Annotated in this window: 23 protein-coding genes; 14 read left to right on the forward strand and 9 right to left on the reverse strand. The window is 61.9% G+C overall.

The window, feature by feature from the left end; translation table 11 throughout:
- Nucleotides 1-822: an endonuclease III gene (gene nth / locus ACFOJ9_RS27310; protein WP_378983252.1), complete on the reverse strand. Its 822-nt coding sequence runs from the start codon at nucleotides 820-822 to the stop codon at nucleotides 1-3.
- A gap of 22 nt (nucleotides 823-844) precedes the next feature.
- Here nth and ACFOJ9_RS27315 point away from each other — a divergent pair, with 22 nt between their 5' ends.
- The 11 genes from ACFOJ9_RS27315 to ACFOJ9_RS27365 all read left to right on the forward strand — a co-directional run bounded on the left by ACFOJ9_RS27315 (nucleotide 845) and on the right by ACFOJ9_RS27365 (nucleotide 8,534).
- The gene (locus ACFOJ9_RS27315) at nucleotides 845-1,339 is read left to right on the forward strand and encodes a DUF2244 domain-containing protein (RefSeq protein ID WP_378983255.1); all 495 of its coding nucleotides are present in this window, start codon (nucleotides 845-847) and stop codon (nucleotides 1,337-1,339) included.
- 145 nt (nucleotides 1,340-1,484) lie between these two features.
- Nucleotides 1,485-2,360: a methylated-DNA--[protein]-cysteine S-methyltransferase gene (locus ACFOJ9_RS27320; RefSeq protein WP_378983257.1), complete on the forward strand. Its 876-nt coding sequence runs from the start codon at nucleotides 1,485-1,487 to the stop codon at nucleotides 2,358-2,360.
- 219 nt (nucleotides 2,361-2,579) lie between these two features.
- Nucleotides 2,580-3,050, forward strand: a complete 471-nt coding sequence (locus tag ACFOJ9_RS27325; RefSeq protein ID WP_378983260.1) for a hypothetical protein — start codon at nucleotides 2,580-2,582, stop codon at nucleotides 3,048-3,050.
- 22 nt (nucleotides 3,051-3,072) lie between these two features.
- Entirely contained in the window at nucleotides 3,073-3,465 is a 393-nt protein-coding gene (locus tag ACFOJ9_RS27330; protein ID WP_378983263.1) for a hypothetical protein, read from the forward strand.
- Nucleotides 3,432-3,944, forward strand: coding sequence for a hypothetical protein (locus ACFOJ9_RS27335; RefSeq protein ID WP_378983266.1), 513 nt, complete (start codon nucleotides 3,432-3,434; stop codon nucleotides 3,942-3,944). The genes ACFOJ9_RS27330 and ACFOJ9_RS27335 overlap by 34 nt, the downstream gene beginning before the upstream one ends.
- Nucleotides 3,919-4,401 carry a hypothetical protein gene (locus tag ACFOJ9_RS27340; RefSeq protein WP_378983269.1) on the forward strand — a complete coding sequence of 161 codons (483 nt, stop codon included), beginning with the start codon at nucleotides 3,919-3,921 and terminating at the stop codon, nucleotides 4,399-4,401. The genes ACFOJ9_RS27335 and ACFOJ9_RS27340 overlap by 26 nt, the downstream gene beginning before the upstream one ends.
- A gap of 156 nt (nucleotides 4,402-4,557) precedes the next feature.
- Nucleotides 4,558-5,463, forward strand: a complete 906-nt coding sequence (locus tag ACFOJ9_RS27345; protein WP_378983272.1) for a ribokinase — start codon at nucleotides 4,558-4,560, stop codon at nucleotides 5,461-5,463.
- A gap of 1 nt (nucleotide 5,464) precedes the next feature.
- A complete protein-coding gene (locus tag ACFOJ9_RS27350; RefSeq protein ID WP_378983275.1) occupies nucleotides 5,465-6,913 on the forward strand; it encodes an amidase in 1,449 nt (482 codons plus the stop codon).
- Nucleotides 6,914-7,026: 113 nt separating this feature from the next.
- Nucleotides 7,027-7,641, forward strand: coding sequence for a LysE family translocator (locus ACFOJ9_RS27355; RefSeq protein ID WP_378983277.1), 615 nt, complete (start codon nucleotides 7,027-7,029; stop codon nucleotides 7,639-7,641).
- A gap of 144 nt (nucleotides 7,642-7,785) precedes the next feature.
- A complete protein-coding gene (locus tag ACFOJ9_RS27360; RefSeq protein ID WP_378983280.1) occupies nucleotides 7,786-8,055 on the forward strand; it encodes a hypothetical protein in 270 nt (89 codons plus the stop codon).
- Nucleotides 8,056-8,156: 101 nt separating this feature from the next.
- Nucleotides 8,157-8,534, forward strand: coding sequence for a hypothetical protein (locus ACFOJ9_RS27365; RefSeq protein WP_378983283.1), 378 nt, complete (start codon nucleotides 8,157-8,159; stop codon nucleotides 8,532-8,534).
- Between the two features lie 9 nt (nucleotides 8,535-8,543).
- On the opposite strand, the gene ACFOJ9_RS27370 is transcribed toward ACFOJ9_RS27365, so the two are convergent.
- Complete coding sequence (locus ACFOJ9_RS27370; protein ID WP_378983285.1) at nucleotides 8,544-9,485, reverse strand: nucleoside hydrolase; 942 nt, start codon at nucleotides 9,483-9,485, stop codon at nucleotides 8,544-8,546.
- Nucleotides 9,486-9,800: 315 nt separating this feature from the next.
- On the opposite strand from ACFOJ9_RS27370, the gene ACFOJ9_RS27375 reads away from it, so the two are divergent.
- Nucleotides 9,801-10,226, forward strand: a complete 426-nt coding sequence (locus ACFOJ9_RS27375; protein WP_023760739.1) for an Hsp20 family protein — start codon at nucleotides 9,801-9,803, stop codon at nucleotides 10,224-10,226.
- A 65-nt stretch (nucleotides 10,227-10,291) separates the two neighbouring features.
- Nucleotides 10,292-10,549: a BQ00720 family protein gene (locus tag ACFOJ9_RS27380; RefSeq protein WP_127412738.1), complete on the forward strand. Its 258-nt coding sequence runs from the start codon at nucleotides 10,292-10,294 to the stop codon at nucleotides 10,547-10,549.
- A gap of 68 nt (nucleotides 10,550-10,617) precedes the next feature.
- Here ACFOJ9_RS27380 and ptsN read toward each other — a convergent pair whose 3' ends face one another.
- The 7 genes from ptsN to ACFOJ9_RS27415 all read right to left on the reverse strand — a co-directional run bounded on the left by ptsN (nucleotide 10,618) and on the right by ACFOJ9_RS27415 (nucleotide 16,513).
- Nucleotides 10,618-11,082: a PTS IIA-like nitrogen regulatory protein PtsN gene (gene ptsN, locus ACFOJ9_RS27385; RefSeq protein WP_378983289.1), complete on the reverse strand. Its 465-nt coding sequence runs from the start codon at nucleotides 11,080-11,082 to the stop codon at nucleotides 10,618-10,620.
- 125 nt (nucleotides 11,083-11,207) lie between these two features.
- The gene (gene hpf / locus ACFOJ9_RS27390) at nucleotides 11,208-11,792 is read right to left on the reverse strand and encodes a ribosome hibernation-promoting factor, HPF/YfiA family (RefSeq protein WP_126070528.1); all 585 of its coding nucleotides are present in this window, start codon (nucleotides 11,790-11,792) and stop codon (nucleotides 11,208-11,210) included.
- A gap of 265 nt (nucleotides 11,793-12,057) precedes the next feature.
- Entirely contained in the window at nucleotides 12,058-13,584 is a 1,527-nt protein-coding gene (gene rpoN / locus ACFOJ9_RS27395) for an RNA polymerase factor sigma-54 (RefSeq protein ID WP_378983294.1), read from the reverse strand.
- A 301-nt stretch (nucleotides 13,585-13,885) separates the two neighbouring features.
- Complete coding sequence (gene lptB / locus ACFOJ9_RS27400; RefSeq protein WP_378988081.1) at nucleotides 13,886-14,704, reverse strand: LPS export ABC transporter ATP-binding protein; 819 nt, start codon at nucleotides 14,702-14,704, stop codon at nucleotides 13,886-13,888.
- Entirely contained in the window at nucleotides 14,704-15,288 is a 585-nt protein-coding gene (locus ACFOJ9_RS27405) for an LptA/OstA family protein (protein WP_378983296.1), read from the reverse strand. The genes lptB and ACFOJ9_RS27405 overlap by 1 nt, the downstream gene beginning before the upstream one ends.
- A complete protein-coding gene (gene lptC, locus ACFOJ9_RS27410; protein WP_378983298.1) occupies nucleotides 15,275-15,988 on the reverse strand; it encodes an LPS export ABC transporter periplasmic protein LptC in 714 nt (237 codons plus the stop codon). The genes ACFOJ9_RS27405 and lptC overlap by 14 nt, the downstream gene beginning before the upstream one ends.
- Before the next feature lie 330 nt (nucleotides 15,989-16,318).
- Nucleotides 16,319-16,513, reverse strand: coding sequence for a hypothetical protein (locus tag ACFOJ9_RS27415; protein ID WP_378983300.1), 195 nt, complete (start codon nucleotides 16,511-16,513; stop codon nucleotides 16,319-16,321).
- Between the two features lie 167 nt (nucleotides 16,514-16,680).
- Between ACFOJ9_RS27415 and sppA the strand changes: the two genes are divergently transcribed.
- Nucleotides 16,681-17,637, forward strand: coding sequence for a signal peptide peptidase SppA (gene sppA, locus ACFOJ9_RS27420; RefSeq protein WP_378983303.1), 957 nt, complete (start codon nucleotides 16,681-16,683; stop codon nucleotides 17,635-17,637).
- Nucleotides 17,638-17,718: the final 81 nt, after the last annotated feature.

Raw genomic sequence — 17,718 nt, forward strand, 5'->3', positions numbered from 1 at the left:
TTACGCCGTCGTTCCGCTTCGGTCCTGAACGTCGTCGACCGGATCGAGCGGTGCGAGTTCGACCAGCGGCGCCGGCACGTCGGTCGTCTTCTCCTGCGCCTTGCAGATGTCGGCGATGACGCAGGCCGGGCAATCAGGCTTGCGCGCCTTGCAGGCATAGCGGCCATGCAGGATCAGCCAGTGATGCGCGTGGCGCATATATTCGTCCGGGATGATCTTCAACAGCCCCTGCTCGACCTGTTCCGGTGTCTTGCCGGGCGCCAGCCCGAGCCGGTTGCCGATGCGGAAAATATGCGTGTCGACAGCCATCGTGTGCTGGCCGAAGGCCATGTTGAGCACGACATTGGCGGTCTTGCGCCCGACGCCCGGCAGCTCGACCAATTCATCGCGGTCGTCGGGCACCTCGCCGCCATGGTCGCGGATCAGCGCATGCGACAGCGCAATCACATTCTTGGCCTTGTTGCGCCAGAGCCCGATGGTGCGGATGTACTCGCCGACCTTGGCTTCGCCCAGCGCCAGCATCTTCTGCGGCGTATCGGCAACTTTGAACAGTGCCCGCGTCGCCTTGTTGACGCCGACGTCGGTCGCTTGCGCCGACAACACCACCGCCACCAGCAGCGTGAAGGCGTTGACATGTTCGAGCTCGCCCTTCGGCTCGGGCCGCTGGACGGAAAAGCGCCGGAAGATCTCGTGCACTTCGGCCGGGCTGTAGCGCGACGAGCTCCGCACCGGCCGCGGGCGTGGCTTGACGTTCGACCCATCGCGCCGACCAAGCAGCTCTTTTTTGGACATGGAAGAATCTTTGGACTTGGGGCTCGCCATTTCCCTCCTATAATATCCCCTCATGAGCGACACAAACGCCTCGTTTCAGGCCGACGAGCCATTCTTTCAGGCGCTACTGACCCCGCACCGGTCGCTGGGCCGGACAGGCTTCTTCATCCTGATGGGCGCGCTGCTGTTCGGCTGGCTGGTGACAGGGGCATTTTTCCTGTCGCGCGGCGCCTGGCCGGTGTTTGGCTTCTTCGGCCTCGACGTGGTCGCCGTCTACATCGCCTTTCGCGTCAACTATCGGGCCGCCCGTGCCCGCGAGGAAGTGTCGGTCTCGCGCACCAGCCTCGACATCCGCAAGACCGCACCTTCCGGTAAATCGGAAGCGCATCGCTTCAATCCGTTCTGGGCGCGGTTTTCGGTCGCCCGCCACGCCGAGATCGGCATCACCAGGATGACGGTTGAAGGGCAAGGCCAGAACGTGCCGATCGGATCGTTCCTGGACCCCGATTCGCGCGAGAGTTTTGCCACCGCCTTTTCGCGAGCGCTGGCGACCGCCAGGGCGCGCTAGTCAGCCATCAGCGGCTCCCAGGCTCGAAATCGGAGTCTATCTGCGTATGCGCCGCAAGAAGGCGAGGTATGCGCCGCAAGAAGGCAAGTTTCGGGTGGCGGTCGACGCCCCAAGGGGCGATATTCCGGCTCAAGGAGACAGTTCCATGAGCACACACACAGCGATCCTCAAAAAGGACATCACGCCTGAGGGCAGCGACTACGAGATCGTGCGCCGCGCCATCGAGAAGATCAGCCTCGACTACCGTGACCAGCCTTCCCTCGAAGAACTGGCGGAGGAGGTCGGCGAGACGCCGACCGGCCTGCAAAAACTTTTCACCCGCTGGGCCGGCCTGTCACCCAAGGCCTTCCTGCAGGCGGTGACACTGGACCATGCCCGTAAGCTGCTCGATTCCGGCATGCCGCTGCTCGAAACCTCGTTCGAATTGGGCATGTCCGGCCCGGGCCGGCTGCATGACCTGTTCGTCACCCATGAGGCGATGTCGCCGGGCGACTACAAGACGCGCGGCGCCGGGCTGACCATCCGCTACGGCTACCATTCCTCGCCGTTCGGCACTGCCCTGATCATGGCGACCGACCGCGGGCTTGCCGGCCTCGCCTTCAGCGACCCCGGCGAGGAACGTGCCGCCTTTGCCGACATGTCCAGCCGCTGGCCGAACGCCATCTATGTCGAGGACATGACGGCGACGGGCCCCTATGCCGCGCGCATCTTCGACCCGACGCTGTGGCGCCTCGACCAGCCGCTGCATGTCGTCATGATCGGCACCGACTTCCAGGTTCGGGTCTGGGAGGCGCTGCTCAAGATCCCGATGGGCAAAGCCCGTACCTATTCCTCGATCGCCGCCAGCATCGGCGCGCCGAGTGCCAGCCGTGCCGTCGGTGCGGCCAACGGCGCCAACCCACTCTCCTTCGTGGTTCCCTGCCACCGCGCCATCGGCAAATCCGGCGATCTCACCGGCTATCACTGGGGTCTGACCCGCAAGCGCGCTATCCTGGGCTGGGAAGCCGGGCAGGTGTCGTGAACATCGATTTTCCAATTGTTGCCGAAGGAATATATAGATATCGGAATTATTAAGTATAAGCAGGATTCTTGTTTCGTTTTTCTTGTTTGCAACCGAGAGCAACCTCTGGTTATCGTGTTTGTTATTTTCAGCTATTATTTTAGTTAACTCTAATTTAACCACGATAAAGTGATGATGACCCATATTAATTCGGGCGATCCGGCTTAATAGGAGGTCTCGATGACATTGTTTCGCACCGCCTTTGGCGCAGTTCTGCTGGTTGGCTGTCTTGACCAAACCGCATTGGCCACGACGCAAAATGTCATTTTCAATGGCACGATCACGCCGACCTGCACGCTTGTCGTTGCTACCAATGGCACGATGATGGTCAGTCCCGATCTCCAGTCCCTGAGTTCCCACAACAGCGGCGGTTCTGCTGGAACCGTGACGCTGACGACGACCGGCGGTGTGTCGCTCAGCGTCGATCCGGTCACCACCACGACGGTGCCGTCGGCGGACGGCACGGCGACGACCTGGACACCGACCTACTCCGCTGCGGGCGCGCATTCTATCGTTGAGACCGGCTCGGCAACCAGCATCGGTACACCGGGCGCCGACCTCGTCTCGGTTCACCTCGCCGGCACCAAGGGCGGCAGCAACCGCTTCGCCTCCGGCAACTATCAGGCAACGGTAACGCTGCGCTGCGAATGACGCCGTCGCGAAGGAGGGGTCCTTGAAGCATGCTCGAATTCTGGCGACGGCACTGGCCGTCGGATTGGCGCCCATTGCCGCCAAGGCGCAGTCGATGTCGCCGATGCGTGGCGAGGTCAACAGCTTCACCAACGTTTTCGCGGTGCGCGTTTTCCCCGCCAATCCCTACGACCGGAAGATCCGGGTCGAAATCCACGTCTACGATCAGGATTTTCAGCCGGTAGACGCCAAAATCTCTCCCAATGTCTTCCAGCTGGCTTCCCAGGCTTCCCGTCCTGTCCTTGTGGTCGTGCCCTTTGACGGCGCCGCCGAGCGTAAAGTGCGTATCTGTACCGAAAGCATCCCCTTTCCCAACCAACAGACGCAGATAAGGGCACAGATATGCGGAAAGTTCTTTGGGCGCCGCAAATCCTGACATTTGCGCTCGCGGCTGCGACGGCTTGTATCTCGCCGGTTCTGGCCGAGGATGTCTACAACCTCAATCAGAACGAGAGCGGCTTCAACCTGCCCGGCGTCACCTTGCCCCAGGGCCAGGACGAGATCCGTGCCGCGGACGGCACCACTTGCCGTTCCGCCGTCTCTGGCTCCGGCGCCTATGTCGATCTCGGCGTCATCAGAGGCAACAGCCAGTCAGACAACGACGTCGCCACTTACGGCCGCGTGGTGATCCCGATCGGGCGCACTCCGAAGCGCGTCGATTGCAGCCGCCTCTATGAGCTTGAGGTTGAGCGCCTGCAGCTGGAGCTGAAACTCCTCAAGATGGGTCTCGGCGCCGACGGCCAGACGGGCAGCGTGGCCGCCATCGCTCCCGCGGCCGCGTCACCCGACTGGGCCAACGAAGGCTGGAGCATCAGGACCGGAAATAGCGATGGCAAGAAAAAGAAGAAGAAATAACCGCGCGCTGCTTGCAATGGCAGCACTTGCCGGCTTCTGCCTTCCGGTGCAGGCAGCGATCATCGGCACCTGCACCATCATGGTCGGGGCATCGGGAACGATGACAGCAAACCCGGCCATCGGCATACTGGGCTCCAAGCAGGCAGGCGGATCGAGCGCGAGCGCCACGATCGTGGCAAGCTCGCTGCTGTGTTCCTTGCTCAACTTGCTGGACTGCTATTCCGTTTCGGCGCCGGCGCCGGCCGCATTCTCATCCGCACCGAGCGGCGGCGGCACCAACGTGACCTTCGCTTCGGTCTTCCGCCTCGATGGCTCGGGCACCGACAACACCGGAAGTGTGCCGCAGCGGGTCGTCAACGGCACCCACACCATGCAGGTCGACCTCACCGCCACCAGGTCGAGCGGTATCTTTCCCGCCGGCAACTATCAGGGCACGGTCACCGTGCGCTGTGAATAAGGTCACGATACCCTCAAATCGAGCTGGACCATTCGCGTGGTCTGGCAAGCCGCGGCCTTACAGGTTAGCTTCCCGCGCGATTGGAACGACCTGCGTTCGCCCGGACGCACAAAGAACGCTCCGACACTTTGAATTTGCGCTGCCAGGAGGCCTTGCTTGATTATCGTCATCGGCTCGATCAACCTCGACCTTATCGCCAATGTCGACCGCTTGCCGAGCCCCGGCGAGACGGTAGGCGGCTCGGCCTTCACCACCGCTCCCGGCGGCAAGGGCGCCAACCAGGCGCTGGCCGCAGCGCGCGCCGGCGCCTCGGTACGCATGGTCGGCGCCGTCGGCAAGGACAGCTTCGCCGCCGAAGCGCTGGCGCTGCTGCGCGACGGCAAGGTCGACCTGTCCGGCGTTGCCGAGACCCACGCCTCGACCGGCACGGCACTGATCATGGTCGCCGATGACGGCGAGAACATCATCGCCGTGGTGCCCGGCGCCAACGCGTCCGTGCTGCCCGGCGATCTCGCCAAGGCCTTCCTGAAAAAAGGCGATGTCGTGCTGCTGCAAAATGAGATCCCGCTGGCGACCGTCGATGCAGCGCTCGACCAGGCAAGAGCGGCGGGCGCCATCACCGTGCTCAACACAGCTCCTTTCCAGGGTGAAGCGGCGACCTTTCTCGGCAAGGCCGACTATGCCGTCGCCAACGAGACCGAGTTCGATCTTTATGGCGAGGCTCTTTCGCTGCAAGGCCGCGATAGGGCGGCACGCATGCGCGACTTTGCCGGCAAAACCGGCCGCACCATCGTTGTTACGCTCGGCGGCGACGGCGTGCTGGCGGCGATGCCGAACGACTTCCTCACCGTTGCGGCAAGGAAGATCACCCCTGTCGACACGGTCGGCGCCGGGGATACGTTCTGCGGCTATTTCGCCGCCGGCCTGTCGTCGGGCCTCACGCTCGAACAAGCGCTGGCGCGCGCCGGCGCGGCCGGCTCGCTGGCCTGCCTGAAGCCGGGTGCCCAGCCGGCGATCCCGCTCGCCAAGGATGTCGATCAGGCTTTGCAGGAAACCCGCTGAGATGCTGCGCCCTCAAACGAAACATGCCGTGCCGCCGGCCGGCGACATCTGCCGCCTGTCCGCTGTCGAACTCGCCGGCGCGATCCGGCACAAGAAGCTTTCCGTGCGCGAGGTGGTGACGGCATTCCTCGACCGCATCGAGGCGGTCAACCCGCTGGTCAACGCCATCGTCTCCTTGCGCGACCGCGGCGACATCCTGCGTGAAGCCGATGCGGCCGACGCCAGCCCGGCGCGAGCCCAAGCCGGTCCGCTCTTCGGCCTGCCGATCGCCATCAAGGATCTCGCCTCGACCACGGGCCTCCGAACCTCTTTCGGCTCGCCGATCTTCGCCGATTTCGTGCCGCAGGAAGACGATTTCTTCGTCGAGCGCATCCGCGACGCCGGTGCCATCATCATCGGCAAGACCAACGTTCCCGAATTCGGGCTTGGCTCCAATACCTACAACAACGTGTTCGGGCCGACGCTGAACGCCTTCGATCCGGCCCTGACCGCCGGCGGCTCAAGCGGCGGCGCGGCTGTAGCCCTAGCGCTCGATATGCTGCCCGTCGCCGATGGCAGCGATTTCGGCGGCTCGCTGCGCAATCCGGCCGCCTGGAACAATGTTTTTGGCTTCCGTCCGTCGCAAGGACTTGTCCCCGGCGGACCGGATTTTGAAGTCTTTCATGCGCAGATGGGCGTCGACGGGCCGATGGGCCGCAATGTCGCCGACATGGCGCTGCTGCTCGATGTGCAGGCGGGTTATCATCCGCACGCACCATTGTCCTATGAGAAACCGGGCTCGTTCCTCGAAGGGCTAGGCATGGCAGCAGCTGGCGGCCGCATCGCCTGGCTCGGTGACCTCGGCGGTCATCTGCCGGTCGAACCCGGCATCCTCGATCTGTGCGAGGCGGCACTTGGCCGCTTTGCGGATGCGGCCTTCCCTCACGAACCCCTGCTGCCGGATTTCGATTTCGAAGCGCTGTGGCAGGCCTTCGTGACGCTGCGCCAGGCCAGCAGCGGCTGTGCGCTCAAAACCCACTATGACGATCCCGCAAAGCGCGACCTGCTCAAGCCGGAAGCCATCTGGGAAGTGGAGAATGCGATGCGGCTGACGGCGCCGCAGATCCGCGCGGCTTCGGTCATCCGCACGTCCTGGCATCGCGCGCTGCTGTCTATCTTCGACCGCTATGATCTCGTTGCGCTGCCGACCGCGCAGGTCTTCCCCTTCGATATCGGCACGCATTGGCCCCGTGAGGTCGCCGGACGAGCGATGGACAGCTACCACCGCTGGATGCAGGTTTCCGCCTTGGCGACCTTGGGCGGCTGTCCGGCAGTCAACGTGCCGGTCGGCTTCGACGACAGGGGCCGGCCGATGGGCATGCAGCTGATCGGCCGGCCGCGCGGCGACCTCGCCGTGCTTAAGGCTGCGGCCGCCTATGAGGCGACGCTGCCCTGGCAGTCCGGCGCCTGAGCCGGGAGCACCGGCGTGTCGCGACGCTTCGCACACCGGCTTGCAACGCTATCGCCGCCATGCATTGATTATCCTCAGCTGCGCCGCCTCGGCGGCATCCATGAGGAAAAATCATGTCGCTGGAACTCTACGCCGCCTATGTCCTGGCTTGCATCGTCATCATCCTGGTGCCCGGTCCGACCGTCACGCTGATCATCGCCAACAGCATTCGCCATGGCTACCGCGCCGGCCTCGCCAATGTCGCCGGCACACAGGCCGGGCTTGCCGTGATGATCGCCATCGTCGGCATCGGCCTCAACACGCTGATTTCGGGTATGGGCCACTGGTTCGAATGGGTGCGGCTGATTGGCGCCGCGTATCTTATCTGGATGGGCGTGCAGATGTTCCGCTCCAAGGGAACGCTGAACGCGGATGGAACAGCCAGGAAACCGCGCGGCGGCTTCTTCCTGCAGGGCCTGCTGGTAGCGCTCAGCAATCCCAAGACGCTGATTTTCTTCGGCGCCTTCTTTCCGCAGTTCATATCGCCGCAAGGCAACTACTCGCTGCAGATCGCCGTCATGGGCCTGACCGCCATGATCTTCGCCGCCATGTCGGATTCGACCTACGCGCTGGCCGCCGGCCGCGCCGGGCGCCTGCTGTCGGCCAGCCGCATCAAGCTTTTGTCGCGGATCAGCGGCAGCTTCATGGTCGGCGGCGGCCTGTGGCTGGCGTTTTCGCGGTCGAAGTAGCGGCGGTCGGGAGCCGGGACGCTAACAGCAATCTCCTGAGGAGGCCGATTGAAAGTCGGCCTTCTGTCCACCACATGAATTGGCGGTTGGGGATTCATGCCGGTGCCATGGACTTTTGCGGATGTGAAAAGGAACGCGCCCGGCGTGATCCTGGTCATTGCTATGTTTGCGGTGCTGTTCGCCCTCGATCCGCACAAATGGGCCAACGACGCCAGTCCGATCCGGTCGGTCGACACCGTCGACGCAATAGTCAGAAGTGTCCAGTGGGACCACGTCCGCATCTATCTGGTCTCTATCGAGAACGGTCCGTCTGTTCTCATCGAGGACCAGCGCCCGCATCTGATCGACGCGCGTACAAGCATAGAGCGTGTCACGCGCGACAATGGAACGATCTTTTACCGGTTTCCAGAATGAGCGGCGACCGGCCAATGGTTCTCCCCAACCCAAGGCGCGACCACTGAAATTTTTGAAGGCAGTGTATTGAATGCGGTATTTGCCACTAACAAATATAATGCATGAGCCAAACACGGTTTTCTCTTCAGAATCGCCTGCTTCTGCTTAAGGAAGAGTACGGCAGCACCGCAGTCGGCGTCGCTTTCTTCTGTGCTTTTGCATTGGCCCCGATCGTTCATGCCGTACAAATGCAAAACAATCCGGTCACTGCAACTCAGCGGGTGACAGGGGTGGTCGAATATATCAGGGCGCCCATCAATCCGAAGGCCGCCGCCGGCCGTGGCCTGTATTACACATATGATGTCCGTCTCGATGACAGCAAAGCGCTCATATTCATCGACGATGATGTGGGAACACCGCATCCCGTGGGCTCGGTGCTCCCTCTCGAGCGCCAGCACCACAAGAACGGCACCGACACCTACCGATTGCTTGAGGGGTAAGAGGCGGTCCTAAAGCCGCCCCAACCGCTCCACCAGCAATGCGAAAAACGCATCATGGTCGATGTCGCGCATCACCATGGCGTTCTTCGGCCGTTTGGTTACGCCCCACCAGTCGATCACGGTCATTCCCATGGTCAGTTCCGAACTGGTTTCCACGCTGACGTTGCAGTTGCGGCCCTTGAACAGGTCAGGCTTCAACAAATAGGCAATGACGCAGGGGTCATGCAGCGGCCCGCCATCAGTGCCGTATTTCTCCTCGTCGAAGCGCTCGAAGAATTCCAGCATCTCTGCGGTCGCGGTGCCGACCTTGGTGCCGAGCGCGCGGAAGGTTTGCGTGCGCTTGGCGGTGGTCAGCGCCTTGTGGGTGACATCAAGCGGCATCATCACGATCGGGATGCCGGATTTGAACACGACGTCGGCGGCCTGCGGATCGACATAGATGTTGAATTCGGCGGTCGGGGTGACATTGCCGCCTTCGAAGAAGCCGCCGCCCATCAGCACGATTTCCTTGATGCGCGGTGCAATGCGCGGTTCGCGGATCAGCGCCAGCGCAATGTTGGTGAGCGGCCCGAGCGCGCAAAGCGTGATTGTGCCGCTCTCTTCCCCCATCAGGGTCTCGACGATGAAATCGACCGCGTACTGGTCCTGCAGCTTCATCGCCGGTTCGGGCAATTGCGGTCCGTTGAGGCCGGTCTTGCCATGCACTTCCTCGGCGGTGACCAGTTCGCGCATCAGGGGCCGGATGGCGCCGGCATAGACCTTGATGTCCGGGCGGCCAGCCAGTTCGCAGATCTTGCGGGCGTTCTTTTCGGTAAGCTTCAGCGGCACGTTGCCGGCAACCGCTGATATGCCGACGATCTCCAGCTCGGAGCTGCCGAGCGCCAGCAAAATGGCGACGGCATCATCCTGGCCGGGATCCGTGTCGATGATGATCTTGCGTGATTGGGGCATTTCAATTCCTTGTTTGGCGAGGCCATGGACTTGAATGAATCCGATCGAAACATCCAAATGACGCCGAAGCGGCCGCGAGCTGCCATGTCGAACCGCTCGACCGGGGAAGACAATCCCGACCTGCGCGCTTCTCCTTGCATCTGCTCGCCGTTTCAAGCGCCATGTCGATCATTCCTGTGAGTCCACGACCTGGTCTTTTTGGGCGGGTCTTTTGACGGCTTGAACTTGGTCGCGGGGCGGACCATATCAAGGCCACCGGGAAAAATGCCATCTGGGTTTTTCCACTTTATGTCGCTCTTGAGAGGACAGTGTAACATGAGCCGAATGACGCCCTTTTCCAGCCCGCTTCTCCTTGGTTTCGACGCCATGGAAAAGACCTTGGAACGCCTGGCGAAGTCCGGTGACAGCTACCCTCCCTACAATATCGAACGCCTCAGCGGCGCCGACGGCAAGACCGAAAGGTTGCGCATCACATTGGCGGTCGCCGGTTTCGCCGAAAGCGATCTCGATGTCACCACGGAGGAAAACCAGCTGGTCGTGCGCGGCCGTCAGACCGACGACACCGAGCGCGAATTTCTCCATCGCGGCATCGCCGCGCGCCAGTTTCAGCGCTGTTTCGTGCTGGCCGACGGCATGCGGGTGATCGCGGCGGAGTTGAAGAACGGCCTTTTGTCGATCGACCTCGATCGGCCGGAGTCCGAACGGCTGGTACGGAAAATAAACATATCGGTGAAAGACTGATCTTTACCGATGGCTCTCATGCGGGATGGCCTTGAGCGGCGTCCTCGCGCCAAGGAGGCTTTGAAATGACCAGAACTGACGAAAATATCACCATGACAAGCGGCGAATTCGCCCACCTCGGCGAGGGCTCGGTCGCTTATCTCAGAAAGGTTTCGAGCGACGAATTGCTCGGCCGTTTCCCGAACCTCGGCGAAATCGCTCCCGGCATGGAACTGTGGGCGCTGTTTGCCGCCAATGGCCAGCCGATCCTGCTTTCGGACGCGCGTGACCGCGCTCTGGCCGGCGCCATGGAAAACGACCTGACCACCGTCGCCATTCACTGACAGCAATTTCCTGCTGAAACGGCAAGGGCCGCCCATGGCGACCCTTGTGGCGGTATCACTCTCAAAATTCAGGCCGCGTGCGAGGCCTGGGTGTCCGACAACAGCGCATGGATCGCAGCGGCGTCGCGCGTACCCCTGATCTTGGCCACCGTGTCGGTGTCGCGCAGCACCCGAGCGATGCGCGACAGTGCCTTGAGGTGGTCGGCGCCCGCCCCTTCCGGCGCCAGTAGCAGAAACACCAGATCGACCGGCTGATCGTCCAGCGATTCGAAATCGACGGGTGTCTCCAGCCGGGCGAAAACCCCGGCGATGCGCTTCACGCCGGCCAGCTTGCCATGCGGAATGGCGATGCCGTTGCCGACGCCGGTCGAACCCAGCCGCTCACGCTGCAGGATGGTGTCGAACACCTCCCGCTCCGGAATGCCGGAAATCGCCGCTGCCCGTTCGGACAGCAGTTGCAGCAGCTGCTTCTTGGAGTTCGCCTTCAACGCCGGCAGTATCGCCGGAACGTTGATAAGATCGCTCAGATCCATGCTAGAAAATCCCTTGTTCGCCTGCCGTCACCAGTCCCCACCCCTCGTGCGGCCGGCCCTTATCCCCGTGCGATCCTTGTCGTCACGCCCGTGCGACCCTTGTCGTCACCATGCGACCCTTGTCGTCACGCTTGTGCGACCTTGGTCGTGGACGGGTCGATCCAGCCGATGTTTCCATCGGGCCGGCGATAGACGATGTTGAGATGGTCGTTTCCGGCGTTGCGGAAGACGAAGACCGGGCTGTCCTTGGTGTCGAGCTCGATGACCGCCGACGCCACCGACATGGTCTTCAGCGTCATGGTTGATTCGGCGACGATGGCCGGCGCGAAATTCTCCGGAATGTCCTCGTCGTCATCGGCAAGCGGCGCCATCACCGTATAGGCAATGTCGGTCGGTTCGCCATTGGCGGCGCCCGAATTGTGCGACTTCAGCCGGCGCTTGTAGCGCCTCAAACGGGTTTCCAGACGATCCGCCGCGGCCTCGAAGGCCAATGTCGGATCCTGGGCATCGCCGGTGGCCTGCAGCGAAGCGCCGGAATCCAGCCGGATCATGCAATCCGCCGAATAGCGCGACCCCGATTTGATGACCGTGACGTGTCCGGCAAAGCCGCGATCGAAATATTTACCGATTGCTTCGCCGACGCGATCGTTGATGCGTGTCCGAAACGCATCGCCGATATCCATGTGTTTTCCCGATATACGCAGATTCATCTGAAAACTGACCTTCCTTGCTCAGGCTTCAAACTGGCCCGAGTTTATACTCGTGATCCGTGCGCACAAGCTTTGCGGCGTCACTCGCGCCGATTTTAAATCCGAACTTTCCGGTTGATCACAGGCCGCCCTTTGACCGTCCCGAGGCCAACGTCGTGACGGACCATCCGCATGCAGGCATCTAGCCCTTCTCATGCGGGCGGGCTTCTAGCCACTTCACCGCAGCTTGTCAATGAAGTGCCGGCCTGTGGAAAATCGAACCGCGTCAGCGCCCGGCGCTGGCCATCGCCCGTTTCTCGCGCCGACGCTGCACCGAGGAGGGAATATTCATGCCTTCCCGATACTTGGCGACCGTACGCCTGGCAATATCGACGCCACTCTCGCGCAACATGTCGACAATCGCATCGTCGGAAAGCACGTCGACGGGTTTTTCCTCATCGATCAATTGCTTGATGCGGTCACGCACGGCTTCCGAGGAATGCGCATCGCCGCCGCCCGACGCGGCGATCGAGGCGGTGAAGAAGTAACGCAGTTCGAACACACCGCGCGGCGTCAGCATGTATTTGTTCGCGGTCACCCGGCTGACCGTCGATTCGTGCATGCCGATGGCATCGGCCACCGTGCGCAGGTTGAGCGGCTTCAGCTGGCGCACGCCATGGACGAGGAAGGCATCCTGCTGGCGAACGATTTCCGAGGCGACTTTGAGGATGGTCTTCGCCCGCTGGTCGAGACTGCGCGTCAGCCAGTTGGCGTTCTGCAGGCATTCGGCAAGAAAATCCTTTTCCGCCTGGTTCTTCGTCTGCGGCGAGACCTGGGCGAAATAGATATGGTCGACCAGCACGCGCGGCAGCGTTTCGGCATTGAGCTCGACCGTCCAGCTGCCGTCATTGGCGGCACGCACCTCTACATCGGCGACGATCGCGTCGCTGGCGCCCCATGAAAACGCCATGCCCGGCCGGGGATCGAGTGCCCGGATCTCGGCCAGCATGTCGAGCAGATCCTCCTCGTCGACGCCGCAGATCCGTTTCAGCGCATGGAAATCACGCCGTGCCAGGAGTTCGAGATTGGCGATCAGCGCCTTCATCGCCGGATCGAGCCGGTCGCGCACGGCAAGCTGCAGCGACAGGCATTCGGCAAGGTCGCGGGCAAACAAGCCGGCCGGCTCCAAGGTCTGGCACACCGCCAGCACCTTTCGCACTGCGGCTACGTCCGTGCCAAGACGGGCGGCGATCTCGGCCAGGTCGGCGCGCAAATAGCCGGCCTCGTCGAGGCCGTCGGCGAGGTCGGCGGCGATCAGCCGCGCGGCCGGATCGGCGAAGGCAAGCGCGACCTGCTCGCCGACATGGTCGCGCAGCGTGATCGCCGCTGCCGCCATGTCGCCGGCGTCAAAACCTTCGGATGAGGAACTCGCGCCATTGCCGGAAGCCGATTTCCATTGCGCCGTCAGGTCGGGCCCGAGCCGCTCGCTGGTACCCGGATCGTCGGGAAACAGGTTTTCCAGCGACGTGTCGAGTTTGTCCGAGATCGCCTCCGCGCTCCACTGCGTCTCGTTTTCGAACCAGTCGCCGTCAGTGGTGGCTTGCGGCTCCGCCTCGATCTTCTGCATCTGGTCGCTGGCGGCATCGTCCTGCGGTTCGGCGCGCTCCAGCAGCGGATTGCGCTCGATCTCCTCGTCGATGAAATGCTCAAGCTCGACATGGGTGAACTGCAGCAGCCGAATCGACTGCATCAGCTGCGGCGTCATCACCAGCGACTGCGATTGTCGTAGCTGTAGTTTGGCCGCCAACGCCATGGTTCGGTTTCAAACGCCTCGTCTACGCATCCGGACTTCCGGACAAGAATTTTGCAGCCGGCCATAGAAACTGGCCCGGCTTTTGCTTGTCAAGGCAATTGCTAGCAAAACCCGCTTACCGGAGCGTTATCTCGGAGCAAAACCGAGGGAAAAGAGCCGGGCGAAGCGCAAAAAATCGTGTCAGGAAACAAATTTCACGCTCAGAGCAATTCCAGGAAAAGTGAAAGACGGTTTTCCGTCCGGAATTGCGTCAAGACGAAAAGACTGAGCGGTTTGGCGTTTCCGTGAAACGACGAACCGCTCAGAGCGTGAAACCTTCGCCGAGGTAAAGCCGCCGCACATCGGGGTTTGCCACCACTTCGTCGGCCCTTCCATGGGTCAGAACCTGGCCGGCATGGATGATGTAGGCGCGGTCGATCAGGCCAAGCGTTTCGCGCACATTGTGATCGGTGATGAGGACGCCGATGCCGCGTGCCGTCAGGTGGCGCACCAATTGCTGGATGTCGGCGACGGCGATCGGATCGATGCCGGCAAAAGGCTCGTCGAGCAGCATGTAGGCCGGACGCGTCGCCAGCGCGCGCGCGATTTCCAGGCGCCGCCGCTCGCCACCAGAGAGCGACATGGATGGCGCCTTGCGCAGATGGCTGATGTGAAATTCCTCGAGCAACTCGTCGAGATTGCGCTCGCGTTCCTTGCGGCTCTTTTCGACCACTTCGAGCACGGCGCGGATGTTTTGCTCGACGCTCAGGCCGCGAAAGATCGAGGCCTCCTGCGGCAGATAGCCGATACCGAGGCGGGCGCGGCGGTACATTGGCATCGACGTGACATCGAAGCCGTCGATCTCGATCGTGCCTTCATCCACCGGCACCAGGCCGGTGACCATGTAGAAACAGGTCGTCTTGCCGGCGCCGTTGGGGCCGAGCAGCCCGACGGCCTCGCCGGCGCGCACGCCGATGGTGACGCCACTGACGACCTTGCGGCCCTTGTAGCTCTTGGTCAGGCCCTTGGCGATCAGGGTTCCCTTGAACTTTCCCGCATCGACGGTCACCGTGGCCGGTGCCGAAATCTTGCCGGCGGCCCGCCTCGGAAGACGCGCCGTCAGCGACGACAGGCTGACCATCAGGGGTTCGTCGCTCCCGATTTCGGTGGCGGCGTGATCGACATCTGGACGCGTTTCCCGGCGCATGGATCAACCTGGGCCAGCCCGGTTTTCATCTGCACGGTGAGTTTGCAGCCCACCAGGACGTTGTCGCCTTGCGAGAGCACCACATTCTGACCCGAAAGCACCAGCACCTGGCTCTTCATATCGAAGCTGCCTTGATCGCCGGTCGCGACCTGCGCATCCGACTTGATGTACACCTTGTTGGAAATCTCCAGGTGGTCGATGTTGGCCGAACCGGTCATCGCTGCCGCGCCAGCCGCTTCCGCGCCCTTGGCGCCGGCGTTGGGATCCTTGACGTAATAAACCATCATCTTGCCGGCCTTCATCAATGTCGGCCCCTGGACGACGCTGACATTGCCCGTGAAGATGGCGACACTGTCGGCCTGGCGGACTTCCAGCTTGTCGCTTTCGATCTGGATCGGCTTGTCGCCGGACAGTTTGAGGCCTGATTGGCTGGTGGTCTGCGCCAATGACGGCACAAGTCCGAGCAGCAGCAACGCCGAAGTTGCAGCCGCGAGCCGCGTCGAACTACTGAGCAGCATTGGTTTCTCCGCTGTTTCCCTCTGCCGTCTTCAAGGCGGCGGAATCGATGTTGACGCGCACTTTGTTCTCGAAAACCAGAATCTTGCCATTGTCCTGGACCGACATCGAATCCGACGTGATCCGCGACCCGCCACGGCTGACATCGACGGGATCTCCCGTCTTCATAGTGCCTTTGCCCATGTCGAGGAAGACCGATTTGAACTTGGCCTGCATGCCGTCGGTTGTGGTGATCGTCACGTCGCTGGTCAGGTTCATCGTATTGCCGTCGCGATCGTAGGTGCCGTGCGAGGCCTTGATCGCCGCCACATTGTCGGGCGCGATCGGCACTTTGGCGTCGATGCCTTCCAGTTCGATGATACTTTGCGTGCCGACATCCTGGATAGCGCGCAACGCCGTCATCGAATAGGGCTGCTTCTGCTTGGTGAAACCGTTGAGCTTGGGATTGGCCATCACCAGCTTGCCATTGGAAAAGGCCGTGCCTTCCGCCTGAACCTTCACGGAGACAGGTGCGGCGAGGTAGGAATAGACCGGGAACGCGACGGCGATCAGTGCCGCAGCCACCGGCAGGGCAAACTTGAGAACGCGGACACGGCGCGAATGACGCTGCGCGCGGTCGAACGCGTCGCCACGCGTCCGGCCGTCCGCCTGGGGGACCAACTCCATCTCGGCGTTGGTCGGTTCAATCGGTCGCGCTAACATTCACTGCTTTCTTCTAAACCCCTGCCCACCCGGGAACACCGCCTATAGGTGGGACGCCGGCGCCTTCAAGCAAGCACAAGCCCACGAAAACTGCAAAAATGTGACAGCCGCCCTTGTACAGACGAAAACGAGGTCCGCACAACTGCACGTTCTCCATAGCAGAAACAGACACACGGCGTAAAATTTATCAGCTGTCGGTCTCGCCGCCCGACCTCGGCGATTGCACAAATACGTGACATCGGATGCCCCGCCTGGCCGGCCCGGTCGATCGTGTATGCGACGTTGCCGATCACGTCAGCGGGGCGCTTCTAGCCTTAAATCGGGTCGGCGTCAGGCCGCCTTCCGCTGTATGAGACCAACCAGAACGGTGCGCATTCCCGAATATGATGGGCAGCCAATTTTTACTTCCCAATCAGTGTTGCGTTTCCGAGGGTGCTTCACATTACGCAACGCTTGGCGAAATGTGTTCGGGTCGACGCCTACAGTTCGAGCCATATCGTCGGCGGTTGTGTGTTTGGCGATCATGACGTCTCCTATGCCTTTTGCCGGTATATAGGGCGTTTGCACAACTCGGCCAAAGGATTAGGCGTTTCCGCAAATTCAAACTGAGACACTACCGGGAAAGAGAATTGCTTCCAGATGCGAGGATCATGGTCTAAAAGCGTCTCCTCCCGCCGACTGAAAGGCTGACCATGGCACTGAGAGCCGACGACCTGATCGACCGCCGCCGCTTGCGGCGCAAGCTGACATTCTGGCGCGTCGTCGCCATAGGCATCGTTGCACTTGGGGTGATTGCGCTTTCAGCCTGGTTCTATGGCGACGATTTCGGCGGCTCGACGGTCGATCATATCGCCAAGGTCAAGATCGAAGGCACGATCACCGAGGACGAGGAACTGATCGAGCGGCTTGAAACCATTCGGCTGTCGTCGAAGGTGAAAGGCGTGATCCTGTCGATCGATTCGCCAGGCGGCACCACGGTCGGCGGTGAATCGATTTATGAAGAGGTGCGCAAGCTGGCCGCCGAGAAGCCGGTGGTGGCGGCAGTCGGCACGCTCGCCGCATCGGCTGGCTATATGATCGCCAGTGCCGCCGATCATATCGTTGCCCGCAAGACCTCGATCGTCGGCTCGATCGGCGTGCTGATCCAGTATCCCGACGTCAGCGGCCTGATGGACAAGCTCGGCGTCAAGCTGGAGGAAGTGAAATCCTCGCCGCTGAAGGCCGCACCCTCTCCCTTCAAGCCGACCAATGACGACGAGCGCGCCATGGTCCGCAAGCTCATCCTCGACAGTTACGACTGGTTCGTCGGCATCGTTGCCGAGCGCCGCAAGATGACCCGTGAGCAAGCGCTGGCGCTTGCCGATGGCTCGATCTTCACCGGTCGCCAGGGTGTCGCCAACGGACTGATCGACGCCGTCGGCGGCGAGACCGAAGCGGTCGACTGGCTGGCGACCAAGGGCGTCGATGCCAAACTCAAGGTCGTCGAATGGAAGGACACCGAACGGCGCGGCGGCTTCCTGTTCTCCAAGGCGATGTCGCAAATGATCGGCAGTGCGCTCGGCCTGCCGGCCTATAGCGGCGACGTCATCCATGAACTCGGTGCCGACCGCTTGTTTCTTGACGGTCTCGTTTCCGTCTGGCACCCTTGAGATGCCGTTTGGGGCAAGTGAAAAAAGCAAATAAAATCATCCTCATAATTTTGACCGCACTGCTTTCACGGGGACACGTCT

The sequence above is a fragment of the Mesorhizobium cantuariense genome, from assembly GCF_042647205.1.
In the GTDB taxonomy this organism is placed as follows: Bacteria; Pseudomonadota; Alphaproteobacteria; order Rhizobiales; family Rhizobiaceae; genus Mesorhizobium; species Mesorhizobium cantuariense.

Bases quoted from the DNA above. Each gene is read 5' to 3' on its own strand.
- ACFOJ9_RS27325 (WP_378983260.1), top strand. From the start codon at position 2,580: ATGACATTGTTTCGCACCGCCTTTGGCGCAGTTCTGCTGGTTGGCTGT.
- ACFOJ9_RS27340 (WP_378983269.1), top strand. From the start codon at position 3,919: ATGGCAAGAAAAAGAAGAAGAAATAACCGCGCGCTGCTTGCAATGGCA.
- nth (WP_378983252.1), bottom strand. From the start codon at position 822: ATGGCGAGCCCCAAGTCCAAAGATTCTTCCATGTCCAAAAAAGAGCTG.
- rpoN (WP_378983294.1), bottom strand. From the start codon at position 13,584: ATGGCGTTGGCGGCCAAACTACAGCTACGACAATCGCAGTCGCTGGTG.
- ACFOJ9_RS27335 (WP_378983266.1), top strand. From the start codon at position 3,432: ATGCGGAAAGTTCTTTGGGCGCCGCAAATCCTGACATTTGCGCTCGCG.
- sppA (WP_378983303.1), top strand. From the start codon at position 16,681: ATGGCACTGAGAGCCGACGACCTGATCGACCGCCGCCGCTTGCGGCGC.
- lptB (WP_378988081.1), bottom strand. From the start codon at position 14,704: ATGGTCAGCCTGTCGTCGCTGACGGCGCGTCTTCCGAGGCGGGCCGCC.
- ptsN (WP_378983289.1), bottom strand. From the start codon at position 11,082: ATGGATCTGAGCGATCTTATCAACGTTCCGGCGATACTGCCGGCGTTG.
- ACFOJ9_RS27405 (WP_378983296.1), bottom strand. From the start codon at position 15,288: ATGCTGCTCAGTAGTTCGACGCGGCTCGCGGCTGCAACTTCGGCGTTG.
- ACFOJ9_RS27415 (WP_378983300.1), bottom strand. From the start codon at position 16,513: ATGATCGCCAAACACACAACCGCCGACGATATGGCTCGAACTGTAGGC.
- lptC (WP_378983298.1), bottom strand. From the start codon at position 15,988: ATGTTAGCGCGACCGATTGAACCGACCAACGCCGAGATGGAGTTGGTC.
- ACFOJ9_RS27315 (WP_378983255.1), top strand. From the start codon at position 845: ATGAGCGACACAAACGCCTCGTTTCAGGCCGACGAGCCATTCTTTCAG.
- ACFOJ9_RS27355 (WP_378983277.1), top strand. From the start codon at position 7,027: ATGTCGCTGGAACTCTACGCCGCCTATGTCCTGGCTTGCATCGTCATC.
- ACFOJ9_RS27320 (WP_378983257.1), top strand. From the start codon at position 1,485: ATGAGCACACACACAGCGATCCTCAAAAAGGACATCACGCCTGAGGGC.
- ACFOJ9_RS27370 (WP_378983285.1), bottom strand. From the start codon at position 9,485: ATGCCCCAATCACGCAAGATCATCATCGACACGGATCCCGGCCAGGAT.
- ACFOJ9_RS27380 (WP_127412738.1), top strand. From the start codon at position 10,292: ATGACCAGAACTGACGAAAATATCACCATGACAAGCGGCGAATTCGCC.
- ACFOJ9_RS27375 (WP_023760739.1), top strand. From the start codon at position 9,801: ATGAGCCGAATGACGCCCTTTTCCAGCCCGCTTCTCCTTGGTTTCGAC.
- ACFOJ9_RS27365 (WP_378983283.1), top strand. From the start codon at position 8,157: ATGAGCCAAACACGGTTTTCTCTTCAGAATCGCCTGCTTCTGCTTAAG.
- hpf (WP_126070528.1), bottom strand. From the start codon at position 11,792: ATGAATCTGCGTATATCGGGAAAACACATGGATATCGGCGATGCGTTT.
- ACFOJ9_RS27350 (WP_378983275.1), top strand. From the start codon at position 5,465: ATGCTGCGCCCTCAAACGAAACATGCCGTGCCGCCGGCCGGCGACATC.